Below are 20,184 nucleotides of genomic sequence, written 5' to 3' on the forward strand. Positions count from 1 at the left end.
GGGGCGTCACACACATTCTGTTCACAAATAGTATATTATTTTATATAATATCAATCAGTAAACTGTTGGTGCGCCTCATGAACACGGATCACGCCGCTATTGACCTGGGTACCATGCAGGCCGCCGCGGCCAGCGCCTGCGCGCTGCTCAAGGTGCTGGCGAATCCCGATCGCCTGCTGCTGATGTGCCAGTTGTCGCAAGGCGAGCTATCCGTCGGCGAACTGGAGGCGCGGCTCGGCATACGCCAGCCGACGCTTTCCCAGCAACTGGGCGTGCTGCGTGAAAACGGCCTGGTAGCTACACGCCGCGATGGCAAGAGCATCTTTTATTCGATTGTCAGCACGGAAGCGATTGCCGTGATGACCGTGCTGTATGCGCAGTTTTGCGCCACACCAGGGGAGGAACCCACATGTTGATCGACCTGGCCAGCTTTACGCCCGGCTTGTCCCTGGCCGGCGGACTCGTGATCGGCGGCGCCGCCGCCGTGCTTGTCCTGTTCAACGGCCGTATCGCCGGCATCAGCGGCATCCTGGGCGGCTTGCTAAGCCTGCCGCGCCGCGACATGGCCTGGCGCGTGGCCTTCTTGGCCGGGCTGGTCGGGGCTCCCATCCTGGCGAGCCTGCTGGGCCATCCCGCCATTGCCGATATCGACGCGGGCTGGGGCCAGATCCTGGCAGCGGGCTTCCTGGTCGGCATGGGCACGCGCTATGCCAGCGGCTGCACCAGTGGGCATGGCGTCTGCGGTATCTCGCGCGGCTCGATCCGCTCGCTCGTCGCCACGGCGACGTTCATGGCGGCCGGCTTCGTGACCGTTTTCGTGCAACGGCATCTGAGCGGAGGCTGAAATGATGGCATTCATTGCATTGGTGGCAGGCCTGCTGTTTGGCATCGGCCTGATGCTTTCCGGCATGGCCAACCCGGCCAAGGTGCTGGGCTTCCTCGATCTGGCGGGAAGCTGGGATCCGTCGCTGGCGTTTGTGATGGTCGGCGCGATCGCGGTCGGCTCGCTCGCCTTCCTGGTTGCCAGGCGCCGCACGCGCACGCTCCTGGGGCTGCCCTTGCAGCTTCCGGCAAGCACCGCCGTGACACCGAGGCTCGTGCTGGGCAGCGCGGCGTTCGGCATCGGCTGGGGCATTGCCGGCTTCTGCCCGGGACCGGCGCTGGTGGCGCTGGGCGCCGGCTACCCGAAAGCGTGGGGCTTCGTTGCGGCCATGCTGGCCGGGATGGCGGTCTTTGAGCTGGCCGATCGGATGAAACCCGGCCGGCAGCAAGCCTAGACGGTGTCCTGAATCGCCAATCCGTTGAATACAACAGAACAACAAAGGGAGACAAGAATGAAAACGATAAAACATGGCGCCATGGCGTTTGCGGTGCTGGCGGCAGCCAGCCTGCCTGCGCTTTCCCAGCCGGCGAACGTCGCGTTGACCGTACCGGACGCGGCCTCGATTCCGGCCGGGCCGATGGGCGACGCCATCAAGCGCGGCAAGGAACTGCTGTCCGACACGCGCAGGCAACTGCCCGGCAATGTCGGGAATGGCCTGAACTGTACCAATTGCCACCTGAACGGCGGGACCGTGGCCTATGCCTCGCCCTGGGTAGGGCTGGCCGGGGCGTTTCCGGAGTACCGCGCCCGCAGCGGCAAGATCATCTCGCTGCAGGAACGTGTCAACGATTGCTTCCAGCGCTCGATGAACGGCAAGCCGCTGGCGTTCGACTCGGCCGAGATGAACGCCATCCTGGCCTATATGAAGTGGTTGTCCACCGGCGTCCCGGCCGGCACCAACGTGACCGGCAGGGGCTTCGAGAAAATTGACACCGCGTTGCGGCCGGACCGCGCGCATGGCAGGGCGGTCTACGCGGCGCAGTGCGCGTCATGCCATGGCGCCGAAGGGCAAGGCGTGGCCAATCCGCAGGGCGGCTACGTTTTCCCGCCGGTCTGGGGGAAGGATGCATTCAACGTGGGGGCGGGGATGGCGCGGATGTACACGGCGGCGGCCTTCGTCAAGCACAACATGCCGCTCGGCCAGGGCGGAACGCTGTCTGCCCAGGATGCCGTGGACGTTGCCGCCTTCTTTACCGAACAGCCCAGGCCCGATTTTCCTGGCCGGGCCAAGGACTGGCCCAAGGGCGACCGGCCGAAGGACGCGCGTTAGCGGGCGGGCTGCGGTCCGTTCCGGCGTAGCCGGGGCCGCGCCTCAGCAAGTTCCCCTACGACAACAGCAAGAGCGCACCGCAAGCCGCCAATGCCAGGGTCCAGACCCGGTCGAGATTGATCCACCCGGTGCGCAGGAAGCCCACGCCGATGTGGTCGTACACCAGCAATGCCATGGCGCCGATGGCAAGCAGCATGGCCAGCGTGTGCAGCCCGAGCGCCAGCACCGCGGACCAGAGCGGGCCGCCGGAGGCTGGCGCGGCCACGGCGCTGCACAGCGGCAGCAGCGCCGGTACCAGCATCAGCCCCGCGCCATGCGTGCCGGCCATCAGGAACGACCACAACGCCAGCCCGGCCATGCCGGCCCGCATGCCCACGCGCGGGCGCTGGCGGTGGCCGCGCAGGGCGTGCCAGGCGGCCCAGCCGATCAATACGGCGCCGCCAGCGCGTGCCAGCAAGCGAGGGTCGAGCATGCTGCCAAGGCTCAGCGCGGCGGCCAGCACCAGGGCGACCGCCAGCGCGTGGCCGAGCGCGATCGGCAGCAGTGCCAGCAACACGATCTTGCGGTGCCCGCGCTGCAGCCCGAGCGCCACCGCGAACAGCCAGCCCATGGCGGGATTGACGCCGTGGAACAGGCCGAGCGCGGCAATGGCCAACCAGGGCCACCAGAGCGGCCATAGCGTGGACCACTGGGTGGCCACGTACGTGCCTAGCGGGATGCCGGCAGTGGCGTTCATGACAAGGCGGCTACGGGTAGCAGTAGGAATCCGACGAGCAGTCGCCCCCCTGCAGCCTTACCTGGTGCGGGCGATGCCCTGCCGGCCAGCGCAGGAAGAAGCGCGGGTCGAAGGCGATGCCGCCGTCAGGCGCCGCGTCCAGCTTGACCATCCAGCCCTCGATGCCCTCCGGGTAGAACTGCCCATCGACCGCACCATAGAGCGAGTTGGTGAAATAGACGCGCCGTCCGTCGCGGCTGACCTCGACCATCTGCGGGCCGCCGTTCAGCGCGGCGCCGCCGGCGCCGGGATGCGTGGCGCGCGAGACGATGCCGCCAATGCGTACGCGGCCGGTCTGCTTTGGGGCGAAGGGGTCGGAGACGTCGTACTGCAGCAGGTCGCCGGTGCCCCAGCACGATACGTAGAGGAAGCGGTCGTCCATCGACAGGTCGATATCGCTCACCAGCGGCGGCACCGCCTTGAAGCCCTTGAGGATGGGCGGGAGCAGGTCCGGGTCCGCGGGCTCGGCGGGGATGTCGATGACCTTGCGCACCGCCCATTTTTCGCCGTCCCGGTACCAGGTCCAGATCGAGGAAGACAGGTCTTTCAGGCTGATCACGCAGTTGACGAAGCCGTATGCCTTGGTCGGGTCGTGGGCGGGACGCAGCTCGAACACGAGCTGGTGCTCTTCGCCGAAGTCGATTTCCTGCAGGTGGCGGCGCCTGGTCAGATCCCAGAAATGCAGGCGGCGGCCGTAACGCGAGCCGAGCAGGATCTCGGGCACGAGGCCGTCCTCGACCATATCGGGCGTGCCCCATTCGCTGGTGACCAGTGTGTCATAGCCGAGATGCCACCAGCCATCGTAGGCGAAATACTGAGGGCCGCGCTCCACCTCCCACTGCCCGAGCGGTTCGAAGCTCTCCTGGTCGAGCAGCATGATGCCGCCCGGTCCCTTGCCTTCGCCGTTGCCCAGCGCGCTTACATAGATTCCGCCGGGGCCGCAGTGCACGGTATGCGGGCGCGAGTAGCCGGTGCGCACGGCCAGTTCGCCGGGCTCGATCACCTTGATGATGGATGGCCGCAGCGGATCGGGCCTGGTGTCCATGATGTAGATGCGGGACGAACGCAAGCCCGGCACTACCAGGTAGCGTCGCTCCATATGCGGGTGCGGGGCGTTCGGGCAGAGACAGGACGAGCAGGCATTCCAGCCGAAGTGATGCAGCTCGTCGCCTGCGTACGGCACGCTCACCTGCCCGACGATGGTGGCGTAGGTGTTGGAGGCCGGATCGACGTCGACCACGGCAATAGCGTCCGGCTGGCTGCGCGTCGGATCGAACATCGCTACATAGGCGAGTGCCTCGGGCGGCGCCTTTGCCGCCAGCCGCGGCGACGGGTAAAAGCTGGGGTCCGGCTTCCAGGTCGCCATGATGTGCCTCCTTGTGCTTTTGCCTGGATGCCGCGGGGCATCGCAGACTTTGAACTATAGGACACATCGCGGCGGAGGTGCCCCGGCCGTGCGGGGCCTGGGCGCGCCGGGGTCTTGCGCAGGCACGCTCAGAACGCCGGAATCAGCGATCCCTTGAACTCGGTCTCGATAAACCTGCGTACCTCCTCCGACTGGTAGGCCTTCACCAGCTTCTTCACCCACGGCTTGTCCTTGTCTTCCGCGCGGGCGGCGATCAGGTTGGCGTAGGGGCCGCGCGCGTCTTCCACCGCGATGGTGTCGCGCTGCAGCGAGAGGCCGGCGCGGTAGGCGTAGTCGTTGTTGATCGAGGCCGCGGCGAGGTCGTCCAGCGCGCGCGGCAACTGCGCCGCGTCAAGCTCGATCAGCTTGAGCTTCTTCGGATTCTCCACCACGTCCAGCGGGGTGGCATTGACACCGTTCTCGCCCACGCCGGGCTTGAGCCTGACGAGCCCGGCTTTTTGCAACAGCAGCAGCGCCCGGTTGCCGTTGGACGGATCGTTCTGGATGCCGATGCGCGCGCCCTGCGGCAACTGGTCGACCGACTTGAACTTCTTCGAGTAGATGCCGAGCGGCGCGGTCAGGGTCAGGCCGACCGGCACGATCTTGTAGCCGCGCGCCTTGATCTGGCTGTCCAGGAAGGGCTTGTGCTGGAAGGCGTTGGCGTCCAGGTCGCCGGCGGCCAGCGCCTCGTTGGGCTGCAGGTAGTCACTGAAGGTGATCAGCTGGATCTCCAGCCCGTCGCGCGCGGCAACCTTGCGGACCACCTCGAAGGTCTGCTCGGCGTTGCCGACCGAAACACCGACCTTGATTCTTGTCTTGTCCTGGGCCTGGCTCGCGCCGGTGCCGATTACCATCAGTAGCGCCGCCATCGCGGCTGCTTGCCATCGCTTCATTGTCTGCTTCCTCGCCGGGTTGAGTGGCCGCACCGCGGCCGACTGCCGAGTATAGGAAGCGCGCGCCGCGGCGCGAACTGATGCTTTCGTCTTAGCTTAGAAGCGCGCGTGCTATGCGCGCCGTTCCGCTTGCGCCGCGCTCGTGCCGGGGGTGGCCTCGGGCCCCGCCTGCATGCGCCGGTAGCTGCAGGCCAGCGCCAGCAGGATCGCGATGGGCGCGGCAAGGCACCAGAACGACGCCAGCACGTAGGCATACGCGCCGGCCATGGCGCCGCCCGCGAACGCGGCGATGGCGGGGACCATCTTGCGCAGGCGGTTTTTGGCGGCCGCGGCCTTGTCGGGCGGACCGTGTATGACTTCGACCAGGTCGATGATGGCCTGCGTGCTGTTGCCCGTCATGATGGTGGTCGGCACGTGATCGGTCAGCACGATGCGGGATTGCGTGTTCTGGATCGCCATCGCGGCCACGCCCAGCATGCCGGTTGCGATGGCGGCAGGCATGTCCGGCGAGGTAATGGGCGAGGCCATGTAGCCAGCCAGCATGAACAGGGTCAGCAGCGCGCACTGCGCGGCCAGCAGCGGCGGGAGCGGCGGCCTGCCGCGTGCCTGCATGGCGTCGATCGCGATCTTGGTGGACGCGACCGAAACGATGAAGACCGGCAGTGCCAGCAATTTGGCCGCCACGCCGCTGGTCGAGTGCGCAAGCTCCACGCCGAGCATGACAAAGTTGCCCGTCACGTGTGCGGTGAACAGGCCGAACAAGGCGATGAAACCGACCACGTCGACATAGCCCGCCACCAGGCTGAGCAGGGATGCCTTGATCACGTTGCCGGCGCTGGCCGGCGGTTGCGGAGGTAGCGATTGCGGAGTGGTCTGCATGGCTGTCGTCAGTTCCTGGGTAAGGACGGCTCGTGCCCGTGCCGCAGCATAACCCGATGGCGTGGAAGCGTCACTGCGCGGCGCGGCTGTGCGTGGGTAAAGGCCGTATCCGCCACCGGGCCACAGGCTCGCCGTGGCGCGCGTGCCGATCCAGCCGCGGAGGCGGCGCTCGATGTGATGGCCGTTTCGCTGGGCCGAGCGCTGGCGCAGGAGACCCGCATGCTCAATGTCTCGCCAGGGGTGCGTCCGCAGGGACACGAGGCCGGGCCGTATCCGCGATAGTGCCGGGAGGCCGGCCAGCGAGGAAGTGGCGCAGCGGCCTTCGCTTAAAATGGCGCGATCTCATTCACCGCACACCAGCCTCCCTGCCGTCATGGACCAGCGTAAGCGCATTACCCTCAAGGACCTGGCGGCGAAGGCGGAAGTCCATTACTCCACCGTGTCCCGGGTGATGAACCCAGCCACGCGGCACCTGGTCGCCGACGATGTGGCGGAGCGCATCCTGCGCATGGCCGACGATCTCGGCTTCAGGCCGAATCGCATTGCGGCCGGCCTGCGCACCAGGCGTTCCGGGCTGGTCGGCGTGGTGCTGCCGGATATTTCCAATCCTGTCTTCGCGCCGATCCTGGCCGGGCTCGAAGGCGTGCTCGCCTCGCAGGGCTATGTGCCCATCGTGGTCAATGTCGGCGCCGACAAGGCCCGGCAGCGCTTCATCATCGACCAGATGATGGGCCGCCAGGTCGATGGCCTGATCCTGGCGACGGCCGAGCGCGAGGATCCCGTGCTGGACTATTGCGTCGGGCAGAGCATCCCGGTGGTGATGGTCAACCGCGGCGAAGATCTCGGCAGGGTGCCCTGCGTGGTCAGCGACAACACGGTCGGGATGCGGCTGGCCGTCGATCATCTCGTGACGCTGGGCCATCGGCGCATCGGCCATATCGCGGGGCCGGACTCTCTGTCCACCGGCCACCAGCGCAAGCAGGGCTTTATCTCGGCGGTGCGGCGGCACAAGCTGCGCAAAGGAGAATGGCTGATCGTGGAGGCCGCGAACTACGGCCGCGAAGCGGGCCGCGAGGCCTGCCGCGCACTGCTCGGGCAGTCGCCCGGCCTGACCGCGATCGCCGCCGGCAACGACCTGCTGGCGCTGGGCTGCTACGACCATTTCCGCGAGGAGGGGATCGCCTGCCCCGGCGGTATCTCCGTGGTGGGCCACAACGATATGCCTTTCGTGGATGCGCTCACGCCTGCGCTCACCACTGTCCGGATTGCTGTTCACGAGATGGGCGCGCGGGCCGCCACCCTGCTGCTGGCGCGCATTGCGGACGCGGGCGCCGAGGTTGCCAGCGTGGTGCTGTGCCCGCAGCTGATCGTCAGAGGCTCGACCGCACCGCCCGCGGACTGAGCGCGCAACCGGCTTTCGATGCCGGATGCTTCCGGGGTGGATTTCATGCGGCAAGGTCCCATTGTCCCAAACGCCCCTGCGCAGGCGCGCTCCAGGCAACAGCCCTCATCTTCCGGGAATCGCGCCCGGGGTCAACTACACATTCTTGTAGTCGGCGCATCCTTGATTTCTTTCCTTGCCCGCTCATAATGCAAACGTTTGCATAATCTTGGTGACCATTCCCGCATGCCGGTGGTGTCATGCGAGAGGGACAGAATCGCACCGCTGCCGGGGCGGGTGCATCGATCGGGGGCAGGAGAGACGATGGGGATGCTGCAGTCGATATGCCAGCCATGCGGAGATACCTTCGGCGCGCAAGCCGCGGCGTATTTCGGCATTCAGTCAGCGCCGGAACTGGCGAGCCTGAGCGCGTCGCACCGCTCGGAAGTCGCGGTTGCCCATGTTCGCAGCGGACCGCAGCATGAGGGTCGCAAGCGCGTGGTGCCGGCTGCCGAGGCATTTGTGGTGGCGATGCATCTCGAGGCGTCGCTCCATCACGAACTGTGGCGCGGCGATAAGCCGCTGCTGCGGCAAGGCTATGCGCGCGACGCCGTGCTGATTGTCGATCTGGAGGACGAGGTCTCCGTCCACGTTGGAGCGCCGCTGGATTGCCTGCTGTTCCATGTGCCGCGCATGGCGCTGGACGATTACGCGGATGAATGCAATGCCAGGCCGATCCACCGGCTCGCGTGCGCCGCCGGGCATACCGATCCGACCCTGGCGCATCTGGCGCGGGCGCTCCTGCCATCCCTCGCGCTGCCCGCGCAGTGTCAGCCGCGCTTTGTGGATACGGTACTGCTGGCGGTGCTGGCGCACCTCGCGCATACCTATGGCGGCCTGACGGTGCGGGCGGAAGCCAGGAGGGGGGCGCTGTCCGATGCGCAGGAGCACCGCGCCAAGGAGTATCTGGCTGCCGCCAGCGCGCAGCCGGTGTCGCTGGACGAGGTGGCGCAGGCCTGCGGCTTGTCGCGCGGCCATTTTGCCAAGGCCTTCAAGGAGAAGGCTGGCGTGACGCCGCACCGCTGGCTGCAGCGGTACCGCGTCGACCGAGCCAAGGCGCTGATGGCAGAGCAGGAGGAGATGTCGCTGGCGCAGGTTGCCGTGGAAGCCGGCTTTGCCGACCAGAGCCACCTGACGCGTGTGTTTGGCCGCTTCGTCGGCATCCCGCCGGGCACCTGGCGGCGCGAGCGCCGGTCCTAGCCGCCGGGGCGGGTTCGCATCGACTCGCTGCCGGCTGGCGAAAGCCGCTTATGATTGAGGTTTGGGCTCGTCGCCTTACCGTGCCCTACCTTGCCGTATGGCGGCCCGCCGCAGGAGTGAAGCCTTCCCATCATGAGTTCGCCGGATCTCTCGCTTGGCGCCGCGATCCCCGCCGACGCCCCATCCGCCCTGGCCACGCTGCTTGGCGATATCGATCGCGCCCAGGATATCGACGGCCTGGCCGGAGCCGTCTGCACGGCAGCGCGGCTGCTCGGGTTCAACCATTTCTATTTGCGCTACAAGGGGCCGCCCGGCTCGGCGCCGCCCCAGCCGGCTTCGCTGACCAGCCTGCCGGGTGGTGCCAGCCTGGCACCGGAAGCGCACGGCGAAGCATTGGCGGCGCTGGTGGTCAAGGCGCGCGATTCGCTGGTGCCGGTGGTGTGCAGCAGCGGCCAGCCGCTGCTGCTGCCGGCCAGCGACAGCGTGGCGCGGGCCGAGTTGGACCGGCGCCTGACCGCGGCCATCGCCTTTTCCGCCAGCATGCCCAGCCGCGAGGTGGGAACGTTGGCACTGCTGTCGCTCGACGGCATGCCGGGTGACGATGAGGCCGCCATTTGCCGGGCGCGCCTGTTCGGCCCGGCGCTTACGCAGTCCGTGCTGGACCGCTTCTGCGCGCTCGTGCGCGGACCTTCCGTACCGGAGGCGGCGCTGACCGCGCGAGAGCTGGAAGTGCTGCGCTGGGTAGCGCAAGGCAAGACGTCCTGGGAGGCCGGGCAGATCCTTGGCATCTCCGAGCATGGCATTTCCCATCATATGCGCAACGTGATGCGCAAGCTGGGCGTGGGCAACCGGCTGCAGGCCGTGCGTACGGCGATTGCGATGGGGTTGCTGCCGGGGTAGCGGTGATGGCGCGCTGCCATGCGCGCATCTGGGCGATGCCGGCTTCCGCCTGTGGCAGCAGCCTGGTGTCACGCCAGGAAGAGCGCATGCATCTTATCGATCGATTCCGGTCCATATGCTACGACGCCGACAGGTACTGCGTAGTCGATCGCTTCGATGATCCTTCCCGCCCAGACCGGGCTGAATCCTCCGCAGAGTTCGATCAGCTGTATGCCGTCGGCGACCAGTTCCTGTGCGGCGGCGATGCCTTCCGATGGGTGCGAGATGCCAATGACTTTCATTGAGAATTTTTCGGTGCCCTGGGGTTGGACGAAGTTGTCTCCGGTGACGATGAATCCGAATTTGGTTAGCGCCATGTCGTTCTCCTTTTTGGCGATTCGATTCGATGAACGTGTTCGATGCTTGATGCTCGATGTACGTTGGCGTGTCTGATTCTTGCAATTGAGGATAAGATCGTCAAAGACTATTTTGGCGTGTTCTCAGTCATTTCAGGGCTTGGATTTTTTTTCGGCGAGCAGTCCGGCGTGCAGGACGAGGCCGTGCGCCTGGCGCGACAGGCGGTGCAACTGACCATCAACGAGTACAAGGCGGGCGCCGTTCCCTATACCAGTGTCGTTACCGCGCAAGCCACCGCGCTGGGCAACGAACAGGCCGCACTGACCATACGCGAGAACCGGCTGATCGCCAGCGTCGCGCTGATCGAGGCCTTCGGCGGCGGCTGGCATGTCTCGCAATTGCCGGGAGACAAGGCAATGTCGTCTACCGCTGCGCACGCAGGGCCATAGCACCTGGGTAACGAGCAACGGCTAACGGGTAACGCGGACACGATCCGCATCGGAGGAACTGAAAATGAACGACCATCTCCCGGACTGCCTCACTGCGCAGCACCTGCAGCTCTTTGGCGCCATCGTCCAGTGGTTCGCGCGATACGAATTGCTGATGCAGGAGATCATGGCGGCGCTCTGCGGCACGGATGCCGCGGCAGTGATGCTGCTCACGCGCCGCCTTGATTTCGGCGGAAAGCGGGCAACGCTGCTCGACCTGCTGCGCCAGCGCAGGATTCCGATGGATCAGTTCGACCGGATCTGCGCCTACTTGCTGATACCGCATACGTATGCGCCATTGCGGCACGATATCGCGCACTCTGCGTGGACATCCAGTCAGCATTCCGGCTCGGTCCAGCCGAACTGGATCATCGGACTTCCATCGGGCATCACGCCGCTGCGGGACGATTTCAATGCGCTGACCGAGACGTTCATCGAACGTACCGATATGGAATTCAATTACACCATCGGCGATCTTAAAGAAATCGTTCGGATCCTGGCGGATAACCACGAAGCGTTATCCGATTACATTCATGAAGTTGGGATGGTCAGGATTTCCAGAACATAGATTGTGCATGGGTGTGGCCGCCTGGCGGGGATTATTCGTTTTTTCAGAACAGAGCGTTCCGCGTGCTGAACGCCGCCATGGCTTTTCAACGCCGGGTATTTTTGCCAAAATCGCACACTGATACCAGTGTTACCCAGCGGGGCCGCGGCACGCCTGAAAAAAGGCAGCGCAAGCCTGCGCGCAAGCGGTGACTAATCCAGTGCAACCATGGGCAATGCTTCTCGACATGGGGCCGGCATACTGCAGTTTGCATTCAGGCTGATAGCTGTCTTACCCCTACCCGTGCTACAGGCGGCCGGCCGCGTGCTTGGCCGGCTGATCTACACCTTCCCCGGCAGGTACCGGCAGCGCTTGCGCGCCAACGCGTCCCTGGCCGGCTATCCGGATGCCGCATTCGCCCGCCGCTCGGCGGCGGAGGCGGGCGCCATGATCCTCGAACTGCCACGTGTGTGGTTCCGCACGCAGCAGAGCGTGGCGCGCGTGGTCACGGACGACTGGGATGTGGTCCAGGCGGCCATCGACGAGGGGCGGGGCATCCTGTTCCTGACACCGCACCTGGGATGCTTCGAGATCACCGCGCGCTATACCGCGCAGCGCCTGCCGCTGACGATCATGTTCCGGCCCCCGCGCAAGGAAATGCTGGCGCCGGTGCTGGAAACCGCCCGCCATATGTCGAGCCTGGAGGTGGTGCCCGCCGCCGCGCAGGGCGTGCGCGCCTTCGTGCGGGCGCTGCGCCATGGCAGGGCGGTCGGCCTGCTGCCCGACCAGGCGCCCAGCGTTGGCGAAGGCGTGTGGGTTCCGTTCTTCGGCCGTATGGCCTATACCATGACGTTGCCCGGAAAGCTGGCCGTGCAGACCGGCGTGCCCGTCATCCTGGCGGCGGGCGAGCGGTTGCCCAAGGGCCGGGGATGGCGTCTGCACTACGTGCGGCTGCCGGAGCCCTTGCCGTCCGCTGCGGCGGAGCAGGCAGCGCTGCTGAACGAGGCAATGGAGGCACTGATCCGGCGATTCCCTGAGCAGTATCTCTGGAGCTATAACCGGTACAAGGTGCCGGCGGGGGCACCGCCCGTCCCATCCGCGCCACCGGCGGTGGCGGCAGCCGGGCCCGCGGCGCCACGGTCATATCTTGCTCCCGAGGGGGCCGGCGGCGACGATCCGTCGCGCTGCTGAGCATAGGCCACCGGGGTGCCGGCAGGCCATCCTGCCGCGCCAGCGGGACCGCCGGCGTCGGTGCAGGCTGGTTGAGTCCTGCCTCCCTGTGGACAATACTTGCCCATGGAGGGCCCACGCCCGGTTCGTTCCGACGTCGATTCCATGCCATGCAAGGAGACCGCCATGCTGCGCAACAGTCACGCATTTTGCGGCTATTCGATCAACGACATCGCGAAAGCCTTGGATTTCTACGGCGGCACGCTCGGCCTGGAGGTGACCCGGTCCGGGGATCTGCTGACGCTGCAGTTGGCTGGCGGCAACACCGTGCTGCTCTATCCCAAGCCCGATCACGCGCCCGCGACATTTACCGTGTTGAATTTTCCCGTGGACAGCGTGGACCGTGCCGTGGAACAGCTCGGCAAGCGCGGGGTGCGGTTCGAGATCTATGATGCCCCCGGCCTGCAGACCGACGCGCGGGGGATTTGCCGTGCAAGCGGCGGGCCGGTGATCGCCTGGTTCAAGGATCCGGCCGGCAATATTCTGTCGGTGCTCGAACCCGCTTAAGCCGCAAGCAAGAATTCGCCCAGTTATCACGGGCATAAAAAAAACCATTCCGAAGAATGGCTTTTTACACCCCGCGACATCGACACTCCGTTGATCCTGCCCCGTTTGGCTCTGTGGCCTGTGTGAGCATGCTGGAATCACGCTGCGAAGACCGGCAATCAAGTCGTTCCAGGCGGCAGGGCCGCTCCTGGTCAGCTATCAGACTTAGCAACTTATGCGCTGCGACTTGTCACGGAACGGATCATACGTATTCCCGGGGGGACGCCGTATAGAGAGAAGCCCCTATTTCCCCTCGCTGTTCTCGCGCTAGTTTTCGCCCAGGTGTGCCTTGCCTGGCGCAGGCGCCGCTGGTCAGCCGGAGAAACGCGTTTCTCCGGGCGCGTCCTGGCGCTTTGCCACGCGTTCGCGGAGCTGCCGTTCCAGTTCGGTGATGTGCTGGTTCAGGCGAGTCTGCTTTCTGGCGTGCCGGATGGCGAGTGCCGTAAAAAGCACTGCCGTGAGGATGCAGCCAAGTTCGGCCAGCGGTATCAGGTCGGATTGCATAGTGGTCTATTGGCATCGTTGCGCCCTGAGGCGCTATTTGGCGCTGCCGGTCGCGCGGGGCGCCAGGATACGGCATGACACCGCCGGCCGCATTGGAGATAACGGCAGCGGCAGGCGAATTTTGAGAGCGCACCAAGCGCCGGCCGCGCCGCACGCAGGCGCCATTGCCCAGGGCTGGAGGCAGCCGGCATCCGCGTTTTCATCGCTGGCAGCAGCGGGCGGTGCGCTAACCCACTTTCCAATCCAGTGGACGCGGTTAGTCTCGGAACTTCGCGGGCAGGTCTGACCCACCTGTCCGCGCTTTGCGCCTCGCCTATCCCCCGGTGGGCGGGGCGTTTTTCTGCGCCGGCAGGGTGGCGTCGATGGATTCCGGTCCTATCCCCTGCCGACCGGGTCGACGTGGGTCATGACGTCAGCGACGCGATGGCGCTCGATGACGCAGTAGCGGGCGGATTCCGAAATCTCATGCGCTTCGATGACGGACAGCCGGTAGTCAACCTCAAGATACACATCCACGACGACCAGGTCGCCCGTTTTTCGCGTACGCAACTCATGTATGCCCGCTACGCCATGGACGGCGAGAAGCGTTTCCCGTATGCCCGCGACGGTGTCTTCAAGCCGGGATTACTTCTGGTCCCTTGGCGCCCCGTATCGCGCCGGTTCTTTCGGCTGGCATTCGAAGGAGGGGGCTCCACAGCCCTTCGGGTCGCCTTCGCAGCAGTGTTCCATCAGGAATCCAAGCAGTTCGTTCATCCGCTCGTACTGGGCCTGGTAGATGACATGCCGGCCTTCCTGCCGGCTGGCGATCAGGCCGGCGTTGGCAAGTTCCTTGAGGTGGAACGACAGGGTCGCCGGCGCCAGGCCCAGCGTTTCGCCGATCCGCCCGGCGTGGATGCCTTCGAGACCGGCCTGGACCAGCAGGCGGAAGATCGCCAGGCGCGATTGCTGCGCGAGTGCGGCAAGGGCTTTGACAGCGGAGTCACTGTGCATTTTGGGCGCATCTTGACAGGAAATGCGCGTATTTTCCGCCAAAAAGCGGATGAGCGCGAGTGCGAGCGGGGCACACCTGAAGAACCGGGCCCGATGCGCCTTCCGGAAGACGAGGCGCCGAGAGAACGCCGCCGCGCCTTGCCGCTTCCTTCCGCGCGGCGGGCGTGATGCCCCGGCAGCACGGTGGCGTACTCGACCCGCACGGCACGGTAGCGCGCCGAAGGGGGGAGGTCGATGCCGGACTCCGCTCCGCCGCATATGGCGATAGCGGCCTCCCGGCCGGATCAGGCGGTCAGCGGCTCGGGCCGAGCAGGTCGCTGGACGCGGCGTAGCCGTACAGTTCCAGATCGCTGTGCACGCCAAGTTTGCGCATGGCGGACATCTTCTGGGTGCTGACGGTCTTGATGCTGCGGCCCAGTTCGGCAGCGATCTGGCTGACGGACATGCCGGACAGGTAGCGCCGGATCACATTGGTTTCCCGCGGGCTCAGCAGGCCGATACGGATTCTCGCGTCAGCCGGCACGGCGACGCCTTTCAGCAGGTGCTCGATGACGGGTGACAGATACTGACCGCCGGCGAGCGCCGTACCCAGGGCGGCCTGTATGTGAAAGGCATGGTCCCGCTTGCTGACCACGGATAGCCGCTTGCACCTGACCAGCTTGCCGATCAGCGCTGGCGCATCCAGCATGGTGATCACCACGATTGGCAGCTTGGGATAGCGCCGGCGCAGGAACAGGATCATATGCAGGCCATCGCCGCAGGCGCCTCCCGGCATCACGTAGTCCGTCAGCAGGATGTTGCACGGCCGCTGGCGCAAGAGTGCGAGGGTCTCGGTCGAGTCCCGGGCGACGCCGGCTATTTCCATGCCGTTCAGTTGCGCAACCAGACCCTGCAGGCCCAGCAGCGCCACGGGATGATCGTCGGCGATCACGATTTGCGCTTTGGCGGGGAGGGGGGGCGACTGCATGGGCTAACTCCGCGGGCGGCAGGCCGGACGCGCGGGCACGGGCGGCGGCCAGGATGGCTGCGCTGGCTGGATTGGCCCGATTGGCTCTGGTGAGTCGCCCTGACTCAGGCGGCTGACATCGCTCATGCCTTATCTCCTTGATCTCTGGTCCAGGCAGCATCCGGCGCGCGGCGGCCGTGGCTAACGGTATCGACTGCGGCGCGGCGTTCCGGCGAGGACATCATCGGTGGAACGCTGACTGTATCTCCAGCGCGTCGCCGCCGGGTTGCGAAATTTCCCAATCTTGCTGCGCATTGCCTTCACGTCGTCGCCCCGTGGCGCAGAGGCATGTCCGAACGCGGGCATCGCCGCAGCAAGATGCGTCGCCAGGGGCGCATGCGGTGGCGGGCCGCGCGTCGCGCCGGGTGAAAGATTTGTGTCCTCTTGGGGAATCTTCCGCAAGTTGATTCGGAGTCTTCCCGGCTTCGGTATCCATTCTGTCCTGCACACTACCGAGACTCCGCGCTGGGGTCTTGCTGCCGGGACCATGCCGATTGCTGCAACGGGTTCCGGCGCCTTGCCAGATCGCAGCGCTCAAGCCACGGATATTCGTAGAAAGAGGGAATGTGACCAAGGAAAACAGAAAGTACTTCGAGGAAGGATTGAGCGAGGACGCATTCGGCGACATCTGCGGCGCGGATACCGAGGCCTTGCGCCGGCTGCGGCTAGGCATCGCGGTCCTTGCCCGGCGAAACTTCAATGTCGTCAAGGCGGCTGCCTTCTCGGGAACGGAGGCGGGGATCTTCCTCGATCTCTTCATCGACGCCAGTCTCGATGACTGCACCATGCTCGCCGTGCAGATCCACGAGGAACTGGCGCGGCACAGCGTCAGCATATTGCCGCCCGCGCTGACGTTCGCACTGAAGCCGCTATCCTCGTTCTGCCCGGACCGGCAGCCGCAGGGCAGCCGGGGCATTACCCAAGGGTTGATGCACGAGGCGTTTCGGCTGATGCATGGCGGCAACGAGATCGACCGGCGGCTCGCGGCCTCGTGCGCCTATATCGGCGCGTATCAGGAAACCCGCCGCGTGCTGGACCTGCTGTGGCCCGTGCCGCCGAACCAGCTCATGAACCGGCACGAAGCCCTGGTATGGCGGCTGCGGCGGCATCGCTCCTTCGAGGCGCGGTTGCTGGCGGAACTGCTAAGCAGCCTGCGCCGCCTCCATGACGGCGCACAGTATGATTTCCTCACGCCGTTCGACGGCGACCGGGCCTTCATGCTCGGGGCCTTTATGGCACAATTCCGCGACCGGCTGTCCGCCTTCGAGCGGCTTCACACGCCATTCGCTTAAGACCTGCGTCGAGGATGCCCGCCCCGCAGTATTGCGCCTTCGCCGATCTGCGGGGGGAGCCAGGATCGCTTGCCGATCCATTCCGGCCGGTCGGTAGAGCCGGCACATTCCCGAGGTAGCCGCATTTCACTGGTACAGATGAGCCACCGCCCTCAACAGCATCAAGTACGAGACCTCCTCACTTCCTATTTCTGGAGTGGCGACGCCATCCGCAGTCGACGCGTGAGTGACATCGTGCTGTCAGGCACGGTCGACGTGCCTGTGCCCCCTGCGCGTCTGCTTGCCGATTGGGCAAGGGAGACATCGTCCCGCTTGATCCTGGAACCCGGGGATGTCGAGGCAATGCCTTTGGCACGAGCGCGAGCGCGCTGGCCGGACTACACGCGCTGCGTGCAGGCAGTGTCCGATTGGGCGTGCGCGCTTGGACTGCCTGGGGTGCTTGCCGCCAGTGACGTAGCCCTCATGGCCTGCCGCGGCGCGAAGTATCACCATGACGGCGAGCAATATGGCGGCGCGGCCTTTTGCAACCTCTTCCTGAGCGAGGACAGGGGGCAGGACCTGCATTTTCCCTCTTTGGGTCATCGAATTCCGCTGACCCGGGGTACGGTGGTGATATTCGATACCTGCCAGCCTCATGGCGTAATTCAACGCCGCAGCAGCGGTTTCAATGTGGCCGACTTCCCGCCCGGCCAGGATTGCACCCAACTATTCCTGACCTGGGAGCTTCCCATCGAGGATGCCCATGTTGGGCACGCGCTCAAGGTTGCCTTCGACATCGCCCCTTCGACCTCGTTGCAACTGCATGAAGAGCAAATCCGGCTGAACGGTGCAAGGGCCAGTGTGTGCCCGGATTCTGGCCGGTGGTGCCGGGCCGACTGATCGTCAGGGGCGCACCGCGTTTTTGCCCTGACAGGGCAATCAGGCTGTGTTCAGTGCGATAGGCGTGCGCAGCGAGCGCCGTTGGGCTAACGGCAACGTTTTCAGGCTTTGTATTCAAGCCCGCGATGTAGCGATGCAAAGTCAGGCGCTACTTCCAGGGCTTGGCTGAATGAGCGCTGTGGCCGAGGAGTGAGATGCTTGGTGGCGAGCAAGTTCCAGCGCGTAGATGCCTCGCTTGGCTATGCATTGCACAGGCGGGTCGATCGCTCGCACATTCGTCAATTCCCAGCAAACGTATCCGGCACACCATTGCTTGCCTTGCGAGCGAGCCTCGTCAGGTGTCCAATCGTGTACCCCCACGACGTCGACCAATGCGAGAGCAACTCCGTCCGGATCTTCCTGCCCGTCTTGTCGCAAATAGACAGTGTTTTGCACCAACACGAGATCAACCAATGGGATCTTCGGGGGTGCCCAGGACCGAATTTCCACCAGCTTCCTCCCCGCCAAGATGTCCTCGACAGCGGGCTTAACAATTGACAAGGCCTGTCGCAGCATTGCAAATCATCCCTTCGATAAGTGGAGAGTTTCTCGCGGCCGCCAACTACCTCCCCGCTGGGGCAGGAATTCAGTAACGGCCCGGACAAGATTGTTGCTGATTCCAGTGGTTCTGTCGAACGGCTGAAACTGGCGAACTCGGCCGTTGACTTCGCGATAATGCTGGCCCAGCCTGGCTGCCAGGAGGAGGCCAGCAATAAGCAGCGCTCTTGCGTGGCCCGGCCAGAACTGAAGGCGCGCCAGCGCAGGCACTGCAGTGGCCGCGGGCGCGGCGTCAGTGCGGTGCATGAGCGGGCCGGGCGGCGGACGCGCGATTTACCCCGACGCTTCCCGTGTGCTTTCCTCCGTGCCCCCTTCCCCCGTATTTTCCCGTCGCTTGTTCGGAAGCTTCCTCATCTGAACGTGTGCCAGCCTCTCGCTGGCACCGGCAGCGCCTCGACGCGCGGCGGGAGCAGGCGCTTGCGCACCGGGTTCTGCGGGTGGCCAGGCCTGACTGGCTCTGCGTCGCCAACGACTTTGGGAAAGTTCCTACAAGTCGTTCGGATATTTCTCGCCGGTTATCGCGTCATTTCATCACATAATTCGCGCTCCACCTTTTGGATTGTCGGTGCCGGTGCAGGCGAGTTCGTTTCGGTAGACTTGGGAGAGCGGGAGTGGCAACCATTCTGATCGTCGACGATCACCCGGCGCTGCGGCTGGTGGTCAAGACCCAGTTGTCGCAAGTGCTGGGGGTCAGCAATATCCTGGAGGCTGACAATGGACAGGCAGCCATCGAAGCCGCCAGGCAGTTCGAGCCGGATCTTGCCATTCTGGACCTGGACATTCCGCGCATCAGCGGCATGGACGTGATCCCCCGCATGAAGCTGGTCTATCCGCCGGTTCGCATCCTGGTGATTTCCGGGCAGGACCAGGCAACGTTCGCGCCGCGCGCGCGGCAGGCTGGCGCCCAGGGCTTCGTCAGCAAGATGCAGGATATGAAAGAGATCGTGCGCTGCGTCGAGGCGGTGATGGCGGGATACTCGGTATTCCCCGAGATGCGCTACGAGCGCGAGCTGCCACAGGTGACCCAGCGCGCCGACGAAGAGCGGCTCGCATTGCTGTCGGACAAGGAGATCGTCATTCTGCAGATGCTGGTCAGGGGCTTGTCGAATAAATCGATAGGCAAGCTGCTATTCATCAGCAACAAGACCGTCAGCAGCCACAAGACCCGCATCATGGCCAAGCTGCAGGTCAGTTCGCTGGTGGACCTGATCGACTTCTCGCGGCGCTGCCGCTTGTCGCCAGGCCAATAGCGGCAGCCACGGCCATGGGGCTAACCGCTAGCCCGCTGCGCGCCGGTTGACGGCGATCAGTCAACAATATGCGAATTCCGACCGAGGTAGATTCATGATCCGTGCGCTATTGGTCAGCACTACCGAGAGCGGCGTGCAGGCGTTGCAAATCAGCGGGCTGGCGGCCGTGCTTGCCGGCATGGGTTTTTCCGTCGAACTGGCGGACGTGGCGCTGCCGCACCGCCATGCCACGCAAGCCGGGCGTCCGTGGCTGGCCATGGTCTGGCTTGCGCGAGACCACAGCGGCATGCTGTCGCGGAGCGATTTCGGCATGCCGCCGGAGAGCCTGCTGTTCGCCGTGACGCCGGCCGATGCGGGCGCGAGCGTGGAGAGCTTGGCCCGCAGCCCGGCATTCGATGCCACGCTGAGCGCGCCGGTCAATGCCGGATCGGTGGCGCAGGCGCTGGCCGGGCACGGTTTTGTTGCCCTCTCGCCTGACGAATGCGCGGCCATCGGCAGCCTGCTCGATACCCTTGCCGGCGGCGATGCGGACATCGTCAGGGATCTGGTGGACAGCCTGATCGAGACCAACCGCATCGATCTCGACAAGATGCGCGCGGCGCTGGAGGCAGGCGTGTGGCAGTGTTTCGGCAGTGGCGCGCACCGTCTCAAGGGTTCCGCCAGGATCCTGGAGTGCGCCACCATGGTGACGCTTTGCGGCTGGCTGGAGTCCATCGCCGAGTTGGACGATCTTGCCACCGCGCAAGCCTTGCTGCCGATTCTTGCCGCGACCGTCGAGCATCTCGAAGCCGTCTTGACGGCGTTGCGGCCGCCGTCGCGGACGCGGTGATCGCCGCCCGCGCGCGGCCAGAGCCGTCCGCGCAGCGGGTACCC

Annotated in this window: 25 protein-coding genes; 15 read left to right on the plus strand and 10 right to left on the minus strand. The window is 65.3% G+C overall.

All coding sequences use genetic code 11. From position 1 onward, the window contains the following. Nucleotides 1–77 precede the first annotated feature (77 nt). Genes AC3FOF_RS03965 through AC3FOF_RS03980 form a run of 4 tightly spaced genes read left to right on the plus strand, consistent with a single transcriptional unit; the run spans nucleotide 78 to nucleotide 2,153 of the window. Complete coding sequence (locus tag AC3FOF_RS03965) at nucleotides 78–416, plus strand: metalloregulator ArsR/SmtB family transcription factor (protein WP_035807508.1); 339 nt, start codon at nucleotides 78–80, stop codon at nucleotides 414–416. After that, nucleotides 410–844: a YeeE/YedE family protein gene (locus AC3FOF_RS03970; protein ID WP_488725835.1), complete on the plus strand. Its 435-nt coding sequence runs from the start codon at nucleotides 410–412 to the stop codon at nucleotides 842–844. Before AC3FOF_RS03965 ends, AC3FOF_RS03970 begins: the two co-directional genes overlap by 7 nt. 1 nt (nucleotide 845) lies before the next feature. Further along, nucleotides 846–1,277, plus strand: a complete 432-nt coding sequence (locus AC3FOF_RS03975; RefSeq protein ID WP_276266608.1) for a YeeE/YedE family protein — start codon at nucleotides 846–848, stop codon at nucleotides 1,275–1,277. A 57-nt stretch (nucleotides 1,278–1,334) separates the two neighbouring features. Continuing rightward, nucleotides 1,335–2,153, plus strand: coding sequence for a c-type cytochrome (locus tag AC3FOF_RS03980; protein ID WP_035807504.1), 819 nt, complete (start codon nucleotides 1,335–1,337; stop codon nucleotides 2,151–2,153). Nucleotides 2,154–2,208: 55 nt separating this feature from the next. Here the strand turns inward: AC3FOF_RS03980 and AC3FOF_RS03985 are convergent, their stop codons facing one another. The 4 genes from AC3FOF_RS03985 to AC3FOF_RS04000 all read right to left on the minus strand — a co-directional run bounded on the left by AC3FOF_RS03985 (nucleotide 2,209) and on the right by AC3FOF_RS04000 (nucleotide 6,105). Further along, nucleotides 2,209–2,889, minus strand: a complete 681-nt coding sequence (locus AC3FOF_RS03985) for a hypothetical protein (RefSeq protein WP_276266609.1) — start codon at nucleotides 2,887–2,889, stop codon at nucleotides 2,209–2,211. Nucleotides 2,890–2,899: 10 nt separating this feature from the next. Further along, the gene (locus AC3FOF_RS03990; protein ID WP_017228398.1) at nucleotides 2,900–4,294 is read right to left on the minus strand and encodes a selenium-binding protein SBP56-related protein; all 1,395 of its coding nucleotides are present in this window, start codon (nucleotides 4,292–4,294) and stop codon (nucleotides 2,900–2,902) included. Nucleotides 4,295–4,422: 128 nt separating this feature from the next. Beyond that, nucleotides 4,423–5,202 (minus strand): MetQ/NlpA family ABC transporter substrate-binding protein, encoded by a 780-nt coding sequence (locus AC3FOF_RS03995; RefSeq protein WP_430869604.1) that lies wholly within the window; start codon nucleotides 5,200–5,202, stop codon nucleotides 4,423–4,425. 135 nt (nucleotides 5,203–5,337) lie between these two features. Beyond that, nucleotides 5,338–6,105 carry a YoaK family protein gene (locus AC3FOF_RS04000; RefSeq protein WP_276266611.1) on the minus strand — a complete coding sequence of 256 codons (768 nt, stop codon included), beginning with the start codon at nucleotides 6,103–6,105 and terminating at the stop codon, nucleotides 5,338–5,340. A 373-nt stretch (nucleotides 6,106–6,478) separates the two neighbouring features. On the opposite strand from AC3FOF_RS04000, the gene AC3FOF_RS04005 reads away from it, so the two are divergent. From AC3FOF_RS04005 to AC3FOF_RS04015, 3 genes are all read left to right on the plus strand, one after another. Beyond that, nucleotides 6,479–7,507, plus strand: coding sequence for a LacI family DNA-binding transcriptional regulator (locus AC3FOF_RS04005; protein ID WP_488725836.1), 1,029 nt, complete (start codon nucleotides 6,479–6,481; stop codon nucleotides 7,505–7,507). Between the two features lie 309 nt (nucleotides 7,508–7,816). Beyond that, nucleotides 7,817–8,746 (plus strand): helix-turn-helix domain-containing protein, encoded by a 930-nt coding sequence (locus tag AC3FOF_RS04010; protein ID WP_276266613.1) that lies wholly within the window; start codon nucleotides 7,817–7,819, stop codon nucleotides 8,744–8,746. Between the two features lie 132 nt (nucleotides 8,747–8,878). Further along, on the plus strand, nucleotides 8,879–9,646 hold the full coding sequence (locus AC3FOF_RS04015) for a helix-turn-helix transcriptional regulator (RefSeq protein ID WP_276266614.1): 768 nt from the start codon (nucleotides 8,879–8,881) through the stop codon (nucleotides 9,644–9,646). Nucleotides 9,647–9,714: 68 nt separating this feature from the next. On the opposite strand, the gene AC3FOF_RS04020 is transcribed toward AC3FOF_RS04015, so the two are convergent. Continuing rightward, complete coding sequence (locus AC3FOF_RS04020) at nucleotides 9,715–10,002, minus strand: DUF6506 family protein (protein ID WP_017228405.1); 288 nt, start codon at nucleotides 10,000–10,002, stop codon at nucleotides 9,715–9,717. A gap of 42 nt (nucleotides 10,003–10,044) precedes the next feature. Between AC3FOF_RS04020 and AC3FOF_RS04025 the strand changes: the two genes are divergently transcribed. The 4 genes from AC3FOF_RS04025 to AC3FOF_RS04040 all read left to right on the plus strand — a co-directional run bounded on the left by AC3FOF_RS04025 (nucleotide 10,045) and on the right by AC3FOF_RS04040 (nucleotide 12,754). Further along, nucleotides 10,045–10,431: a hypothetical protein gene (locus tag AC3FOF_RS04025; RefSeq protein ID WP_488725837.1), complete on the plus strand. Its 387-nt coding sequence runs from the start codon at nucleotides 10,045–10,047 to the stop codon at nucleotides 10,429–10,431. Nucleotides 10,432–10,495: 64 nt separating this feature from the next. Beyond that, nucleotides 10,496–11,038, plus strand: a complete 543-nt coding sequence (locus AC3FOF_RS04030) for a hypothetical protein (RefSeq protein ID WP_488725838.1) — start codon at nucleotides 10,496–10,498, stop codon at nucleotides 11,036–11,038. A 207-nt stretch (nucleotides 11,039–11,245) separates the two neighbouring features. Further along, entirely contained in the window at nucleotides 11,246–12,208 is a 963-nt protein-coding gene (locus AC3FOF_RS04035; RefSeq protein WP_488725839.1) for a lysophospholipid acyltransferase family protein, read from the plus strand. 165 nt (nucleotides 12,209–12,373) lie between these two features. Then, the gene (locus AC3FOF_RS04040; RefSeq protein WP_017228412.1) at nucleotides 12,374–12,754 is read left to right on the plus strand and encodes a VOC family protein; all 381 of its coding nucleotides are present in this window, start codon (nucleotides 12,374–12,376) and stop codon (nucleotides 12,752–12,754) included. Between the two features lie 351 nt (nucleotides 12,755–13,105). Here the strand turns inward: AC3FOF_RS04040 and AC3FOF_RS04045 are convergent, their stop codons facing one another. The 4 genes from AC3FOF_RS04045 to AC3FOF_RS04060 form a co-directional block, all read right to left on the minus strand. Beyond that, nucleotides 13,106–13,297: a hypothetical protein gene (locus AC3FOF_RS04045; RefSeq protein WP_276266618.1), complete on the minus strand. Its 192-nt coding sequence runs from the start codon at nucleotides 13,295–13,297 to the stop codon at nucleotides 13,106–13,108. Between the two features lie 375 nt (nucleotides 13,298–13,672). Further along, entirely contained in the window at nucleotides 13,673–13,894 is a 222-nt protein-coding gene (locus AC3FOF_RS04050) for a cation transporter dimerization domain-containing protein (protein ID WP_488725919.1), read from the minus strand. A gap of 27 nt (nucleotides 13,895–13,921) precedes the next feature. Further along, nucleotides 13,922–14,287, minus strand: coding sequence for an ArsR/SmtB family transcription factor (locus AC3FOF_RS04055; RefSeq protein WP_017228459.1), 366 nt, complete (start codon nucleotides 14,285–14,287; stop codon nucleotides 13,922–13,924). Nucleotides 14,288–14,579: 292 nt separating this feature from the next. After that, entirely contained in the window at nucleotides 14,580–15,254 is a 675-nt protein-coding gene (locus tag AC3FOF_RS04060) for a response regulator (RefSeq protein ID WP_488725840.1), read from the minus strand. Nucleotides 15,255–15,859: 605 nt separating this feature from the next. Between AC3FOF_RS04060 and AC3FOF_RS04065 the strand changes: the two genes are divergently transcribed. Both AC3FOF_RS04065 and AC3FOF_RS04070 read left to right on the plus strand, forming a co-directional pair. Further along, nucleotides 15,860–16,585: a hypothetical protein gene (locus AC3FOF_RS04065; RefSeq protein WP_488725841.1), complete on the plus strand. Its 726-nt coding sequence runs from the start codon at nucleotides 15,860–15,862 to the stop codon at nucleotides 16,583–16,585. 138 nt (nucleotides 16,586–16,723) lie between these two features. Further along, nucleotides 16,724–17,464 (plus strand): hypothetical protein, encoded by a 741-nt coding sequence (locus tag AC3FOF_RS04070; RefSeq protein WP_488725842.1) that lies wholly within the window; start codon nucleotides 16,724–16,726, stop codon nucleotides 17,462–17,464. Nucleotides 17,465–17,605: 141 nt separating this feature from the next. Here AC3FOF_RS04070 and AC3FOF_RS04075 read toward each other — a convergent pair whose 3' ends face one another. After that, complete coding sequence (locus AC3FOF_RS04075) at nucleotides 17,606–18,019, minus strand: ASCH domain-containing protein (protein WP_017228463.1); 414 nt, start codon at nucleotides 18,017–18,019, stop codon at nucleotides 17,606–17,608. A 653-nt stretch (nucleotides 18,020–18,672) separates the two neighbouring features. Between AC3FOF_RS04075 and AC3FOF_RS04080 the strand changes: the two genes are divergently transcribed. Further along, nucleotides 18,673–19,311 (plus strand): response regulator transcription factor, encoded by a 639-nt coding sequence (locus tag AC3FOF_RS04080; protein ID WP_017228464.1) that lies wholly within the window; start codon nucleotides 18,673–18,675, stop codon nucleotides 19,309–19,311. Between the two features lie 94 nt (nucleotides 19,312–19,405). Then, nucleotides 19,406–20,140, plus strand: a complete 735-nt coding sequence (locus tag AC3FOF_RS04085) for an Hpt domain-containing protein (RefSeq protein WP_488725843.1) — start codon at nucleotides 19,406–19,408, stop codon at nucleotides 20,138–20,140. The last annotated feature ends 44 nt before the right edge of the window (nucleotides 20,141–20,184 follow it).

The organism is Cupriavidus sp. 96C5-1, from assembly GCF_057798855.1.

Excerpts from the sequence above, each read along its gene's own strand:
- AC3FOF_RS03965 (WP_035807508.1), top strand. The coding sequence starts at position 78 with ATGAACACGGATCACGCCGCTATTGACCTGGGTACCATGCAGGCCGCC.
- AC3FOF_RS03970 (WP_488725835.1), top strand. The coding sequence starts at position 410 with ATGTTGATCGACCTGGCCAGCTTTACGCCCGGCTTGTCCCTGGCCGGC.
- AC3FOF_RS03975 (WP_276266608.1), top strand. The coding sequence starts at position 846 with ATGATGGCATTCATTGCATTGGTGGCAGGCCTGCTGTTTGGCATCGGC.
- AC3FOF_RS03980 (WP_035807504.1), top strand. The coding sequence starts at position 1,335 with ATGAAAACGATAAAACATGGCGCCATGGCGTTTGCGGTGCTGGCGGCA.
- AC3FOF_RS03985 (WP_276266609.1), bottom strand. The coding sequence starts at position 2,889 with ATGAACGCCACTGCCGGCATCCCGCTAGGCACGTACGTGGCCACCCAG.
- AC3FOF_RS03990 (WP_017228398.1), bottom strand. The coding sequence starts at position 4,294 with ATGGCGACCTGGAAGCCGGACCCCAGCTTTTACCCGTCGCCGCGGCTG.
- AC3FOF_RS03995 (WP_430869604.1), bottom strand. The coding sequence starts at position 5,202 with ATGGCGGCGCTACTGATGGTAATCGGCACCGGCGCGAGCCAGGCCCAG.
- AC3FOF_RS04000 (WP_276266611.1), bottom strand. The coding sequence starts at position 6,105 with ATGCAGACCACTCCGCAATCGCTACCTCCGCAACCGCCGGCCAGCGCC.
- AC3FOF_RS04005 (WP_488725836.1), top strand. The coding sequence starts at position 6,479 with ATGGACCAGCGTAAGCGCATTACCCTCAAGGACCTGGCGGCGAAGGCG.
- AC3FOF_RS04010 (WP_276266613.1), top strand. The coding sequence starts at position 7,817 with ATGCTGCAGTCGATATGCCAGCCATGCGGAGATACCTTCGGCGCGCAA.
- AC3FOF_RS04015 (WP_276266614.1), top strand. The coding sequence starts at position 8,879 with ATGAGTTCGCCGGATCTCTCGCTTGGCGCCGCGATCCCCGCCGACGCC.
- AC3FOF_RS04020 (WP_017228405.1), bottom strand. The coding sequence starts at position 10,002 with ATGGCGCTAACCAAATTCGGATTCATCGTCACCGGAGACAACTTCGTC.
- AC3FOF_RS04025 (WP_488725837.1), top strand. The coding sequence starts at position 10,045 with ATGCTTGATGCTCGATGTACGTTGGCGTGTCTGATTCTTGCAATTGAG.
- AC3FOF_RS04030 (WP_488725838.1), top strand. The coding sequence starts at position 10,496 with ATGAACGACCATCTCCCGGACTGCCTCACTGCGCAGCACCTGCAGCTC.
- AC3FOF_RS04035 (WP_488725839.1), top strand. The coding sequence starts at position 11,246 with ATGGGCAATGCTTCTCGACATGGGGCCGGCATACTGCAGTTTGCATTC.
- AC3FOF_RS04040 (WP_017228412.1), top strand. The coding sequence starts at position 12,374 with ATGCTGCGCAACAGTCACGCATTTTGCGGCTATTCGATCAACGACATC.
- AC3FOF_RS04045 (WP_276266618.1), bottom strand. The coding sequence starts at position 13,297 with ATGCAATCCGACCTGATACCGCTGGCCGAACTTGGCTGCATCCTCACG.
- AC3FOF_RS04055 (WP_017228459.1), bottom strand. The coding sequence starts at position 14,287 with ATGCACAGTGACTCCGCTGTCAAAGCCCTTGCCGCACTCGCGCAGCAA.
- AC3FOF_RS04060 (WP_488725840.1), bottom strand. The coding sequence starts at position 15,254 with ATGCAGTCGCCCCCCCTCCCCGCCAAAGCGCAAATCGTGATCGCCGAC.
- AC3FOF_RS04070 (WP_488725842.1), top strand. The coding sequence starts at position 16,724 with ATGAGCCACCGCCCTCAACAGCATCAAGTACGAGACCTCCTCACTTCC.
- AC3FOF_RS04075 (WP_017228463.1), bottom strand. The coding sequence starts at position 18,019 with ATGCTGCGACAGGCCTTGTCAATTGTTAAGCCCGCTGTCGAGGACATC.
- AC3FOF_RS04085 (WP_488725843.1), top strand. The coding sequence starts at position 19,406 with ATGATCCGTGCGCTATTGGTCAGCACTACCGAGAGCGGCGTGCAGGCG.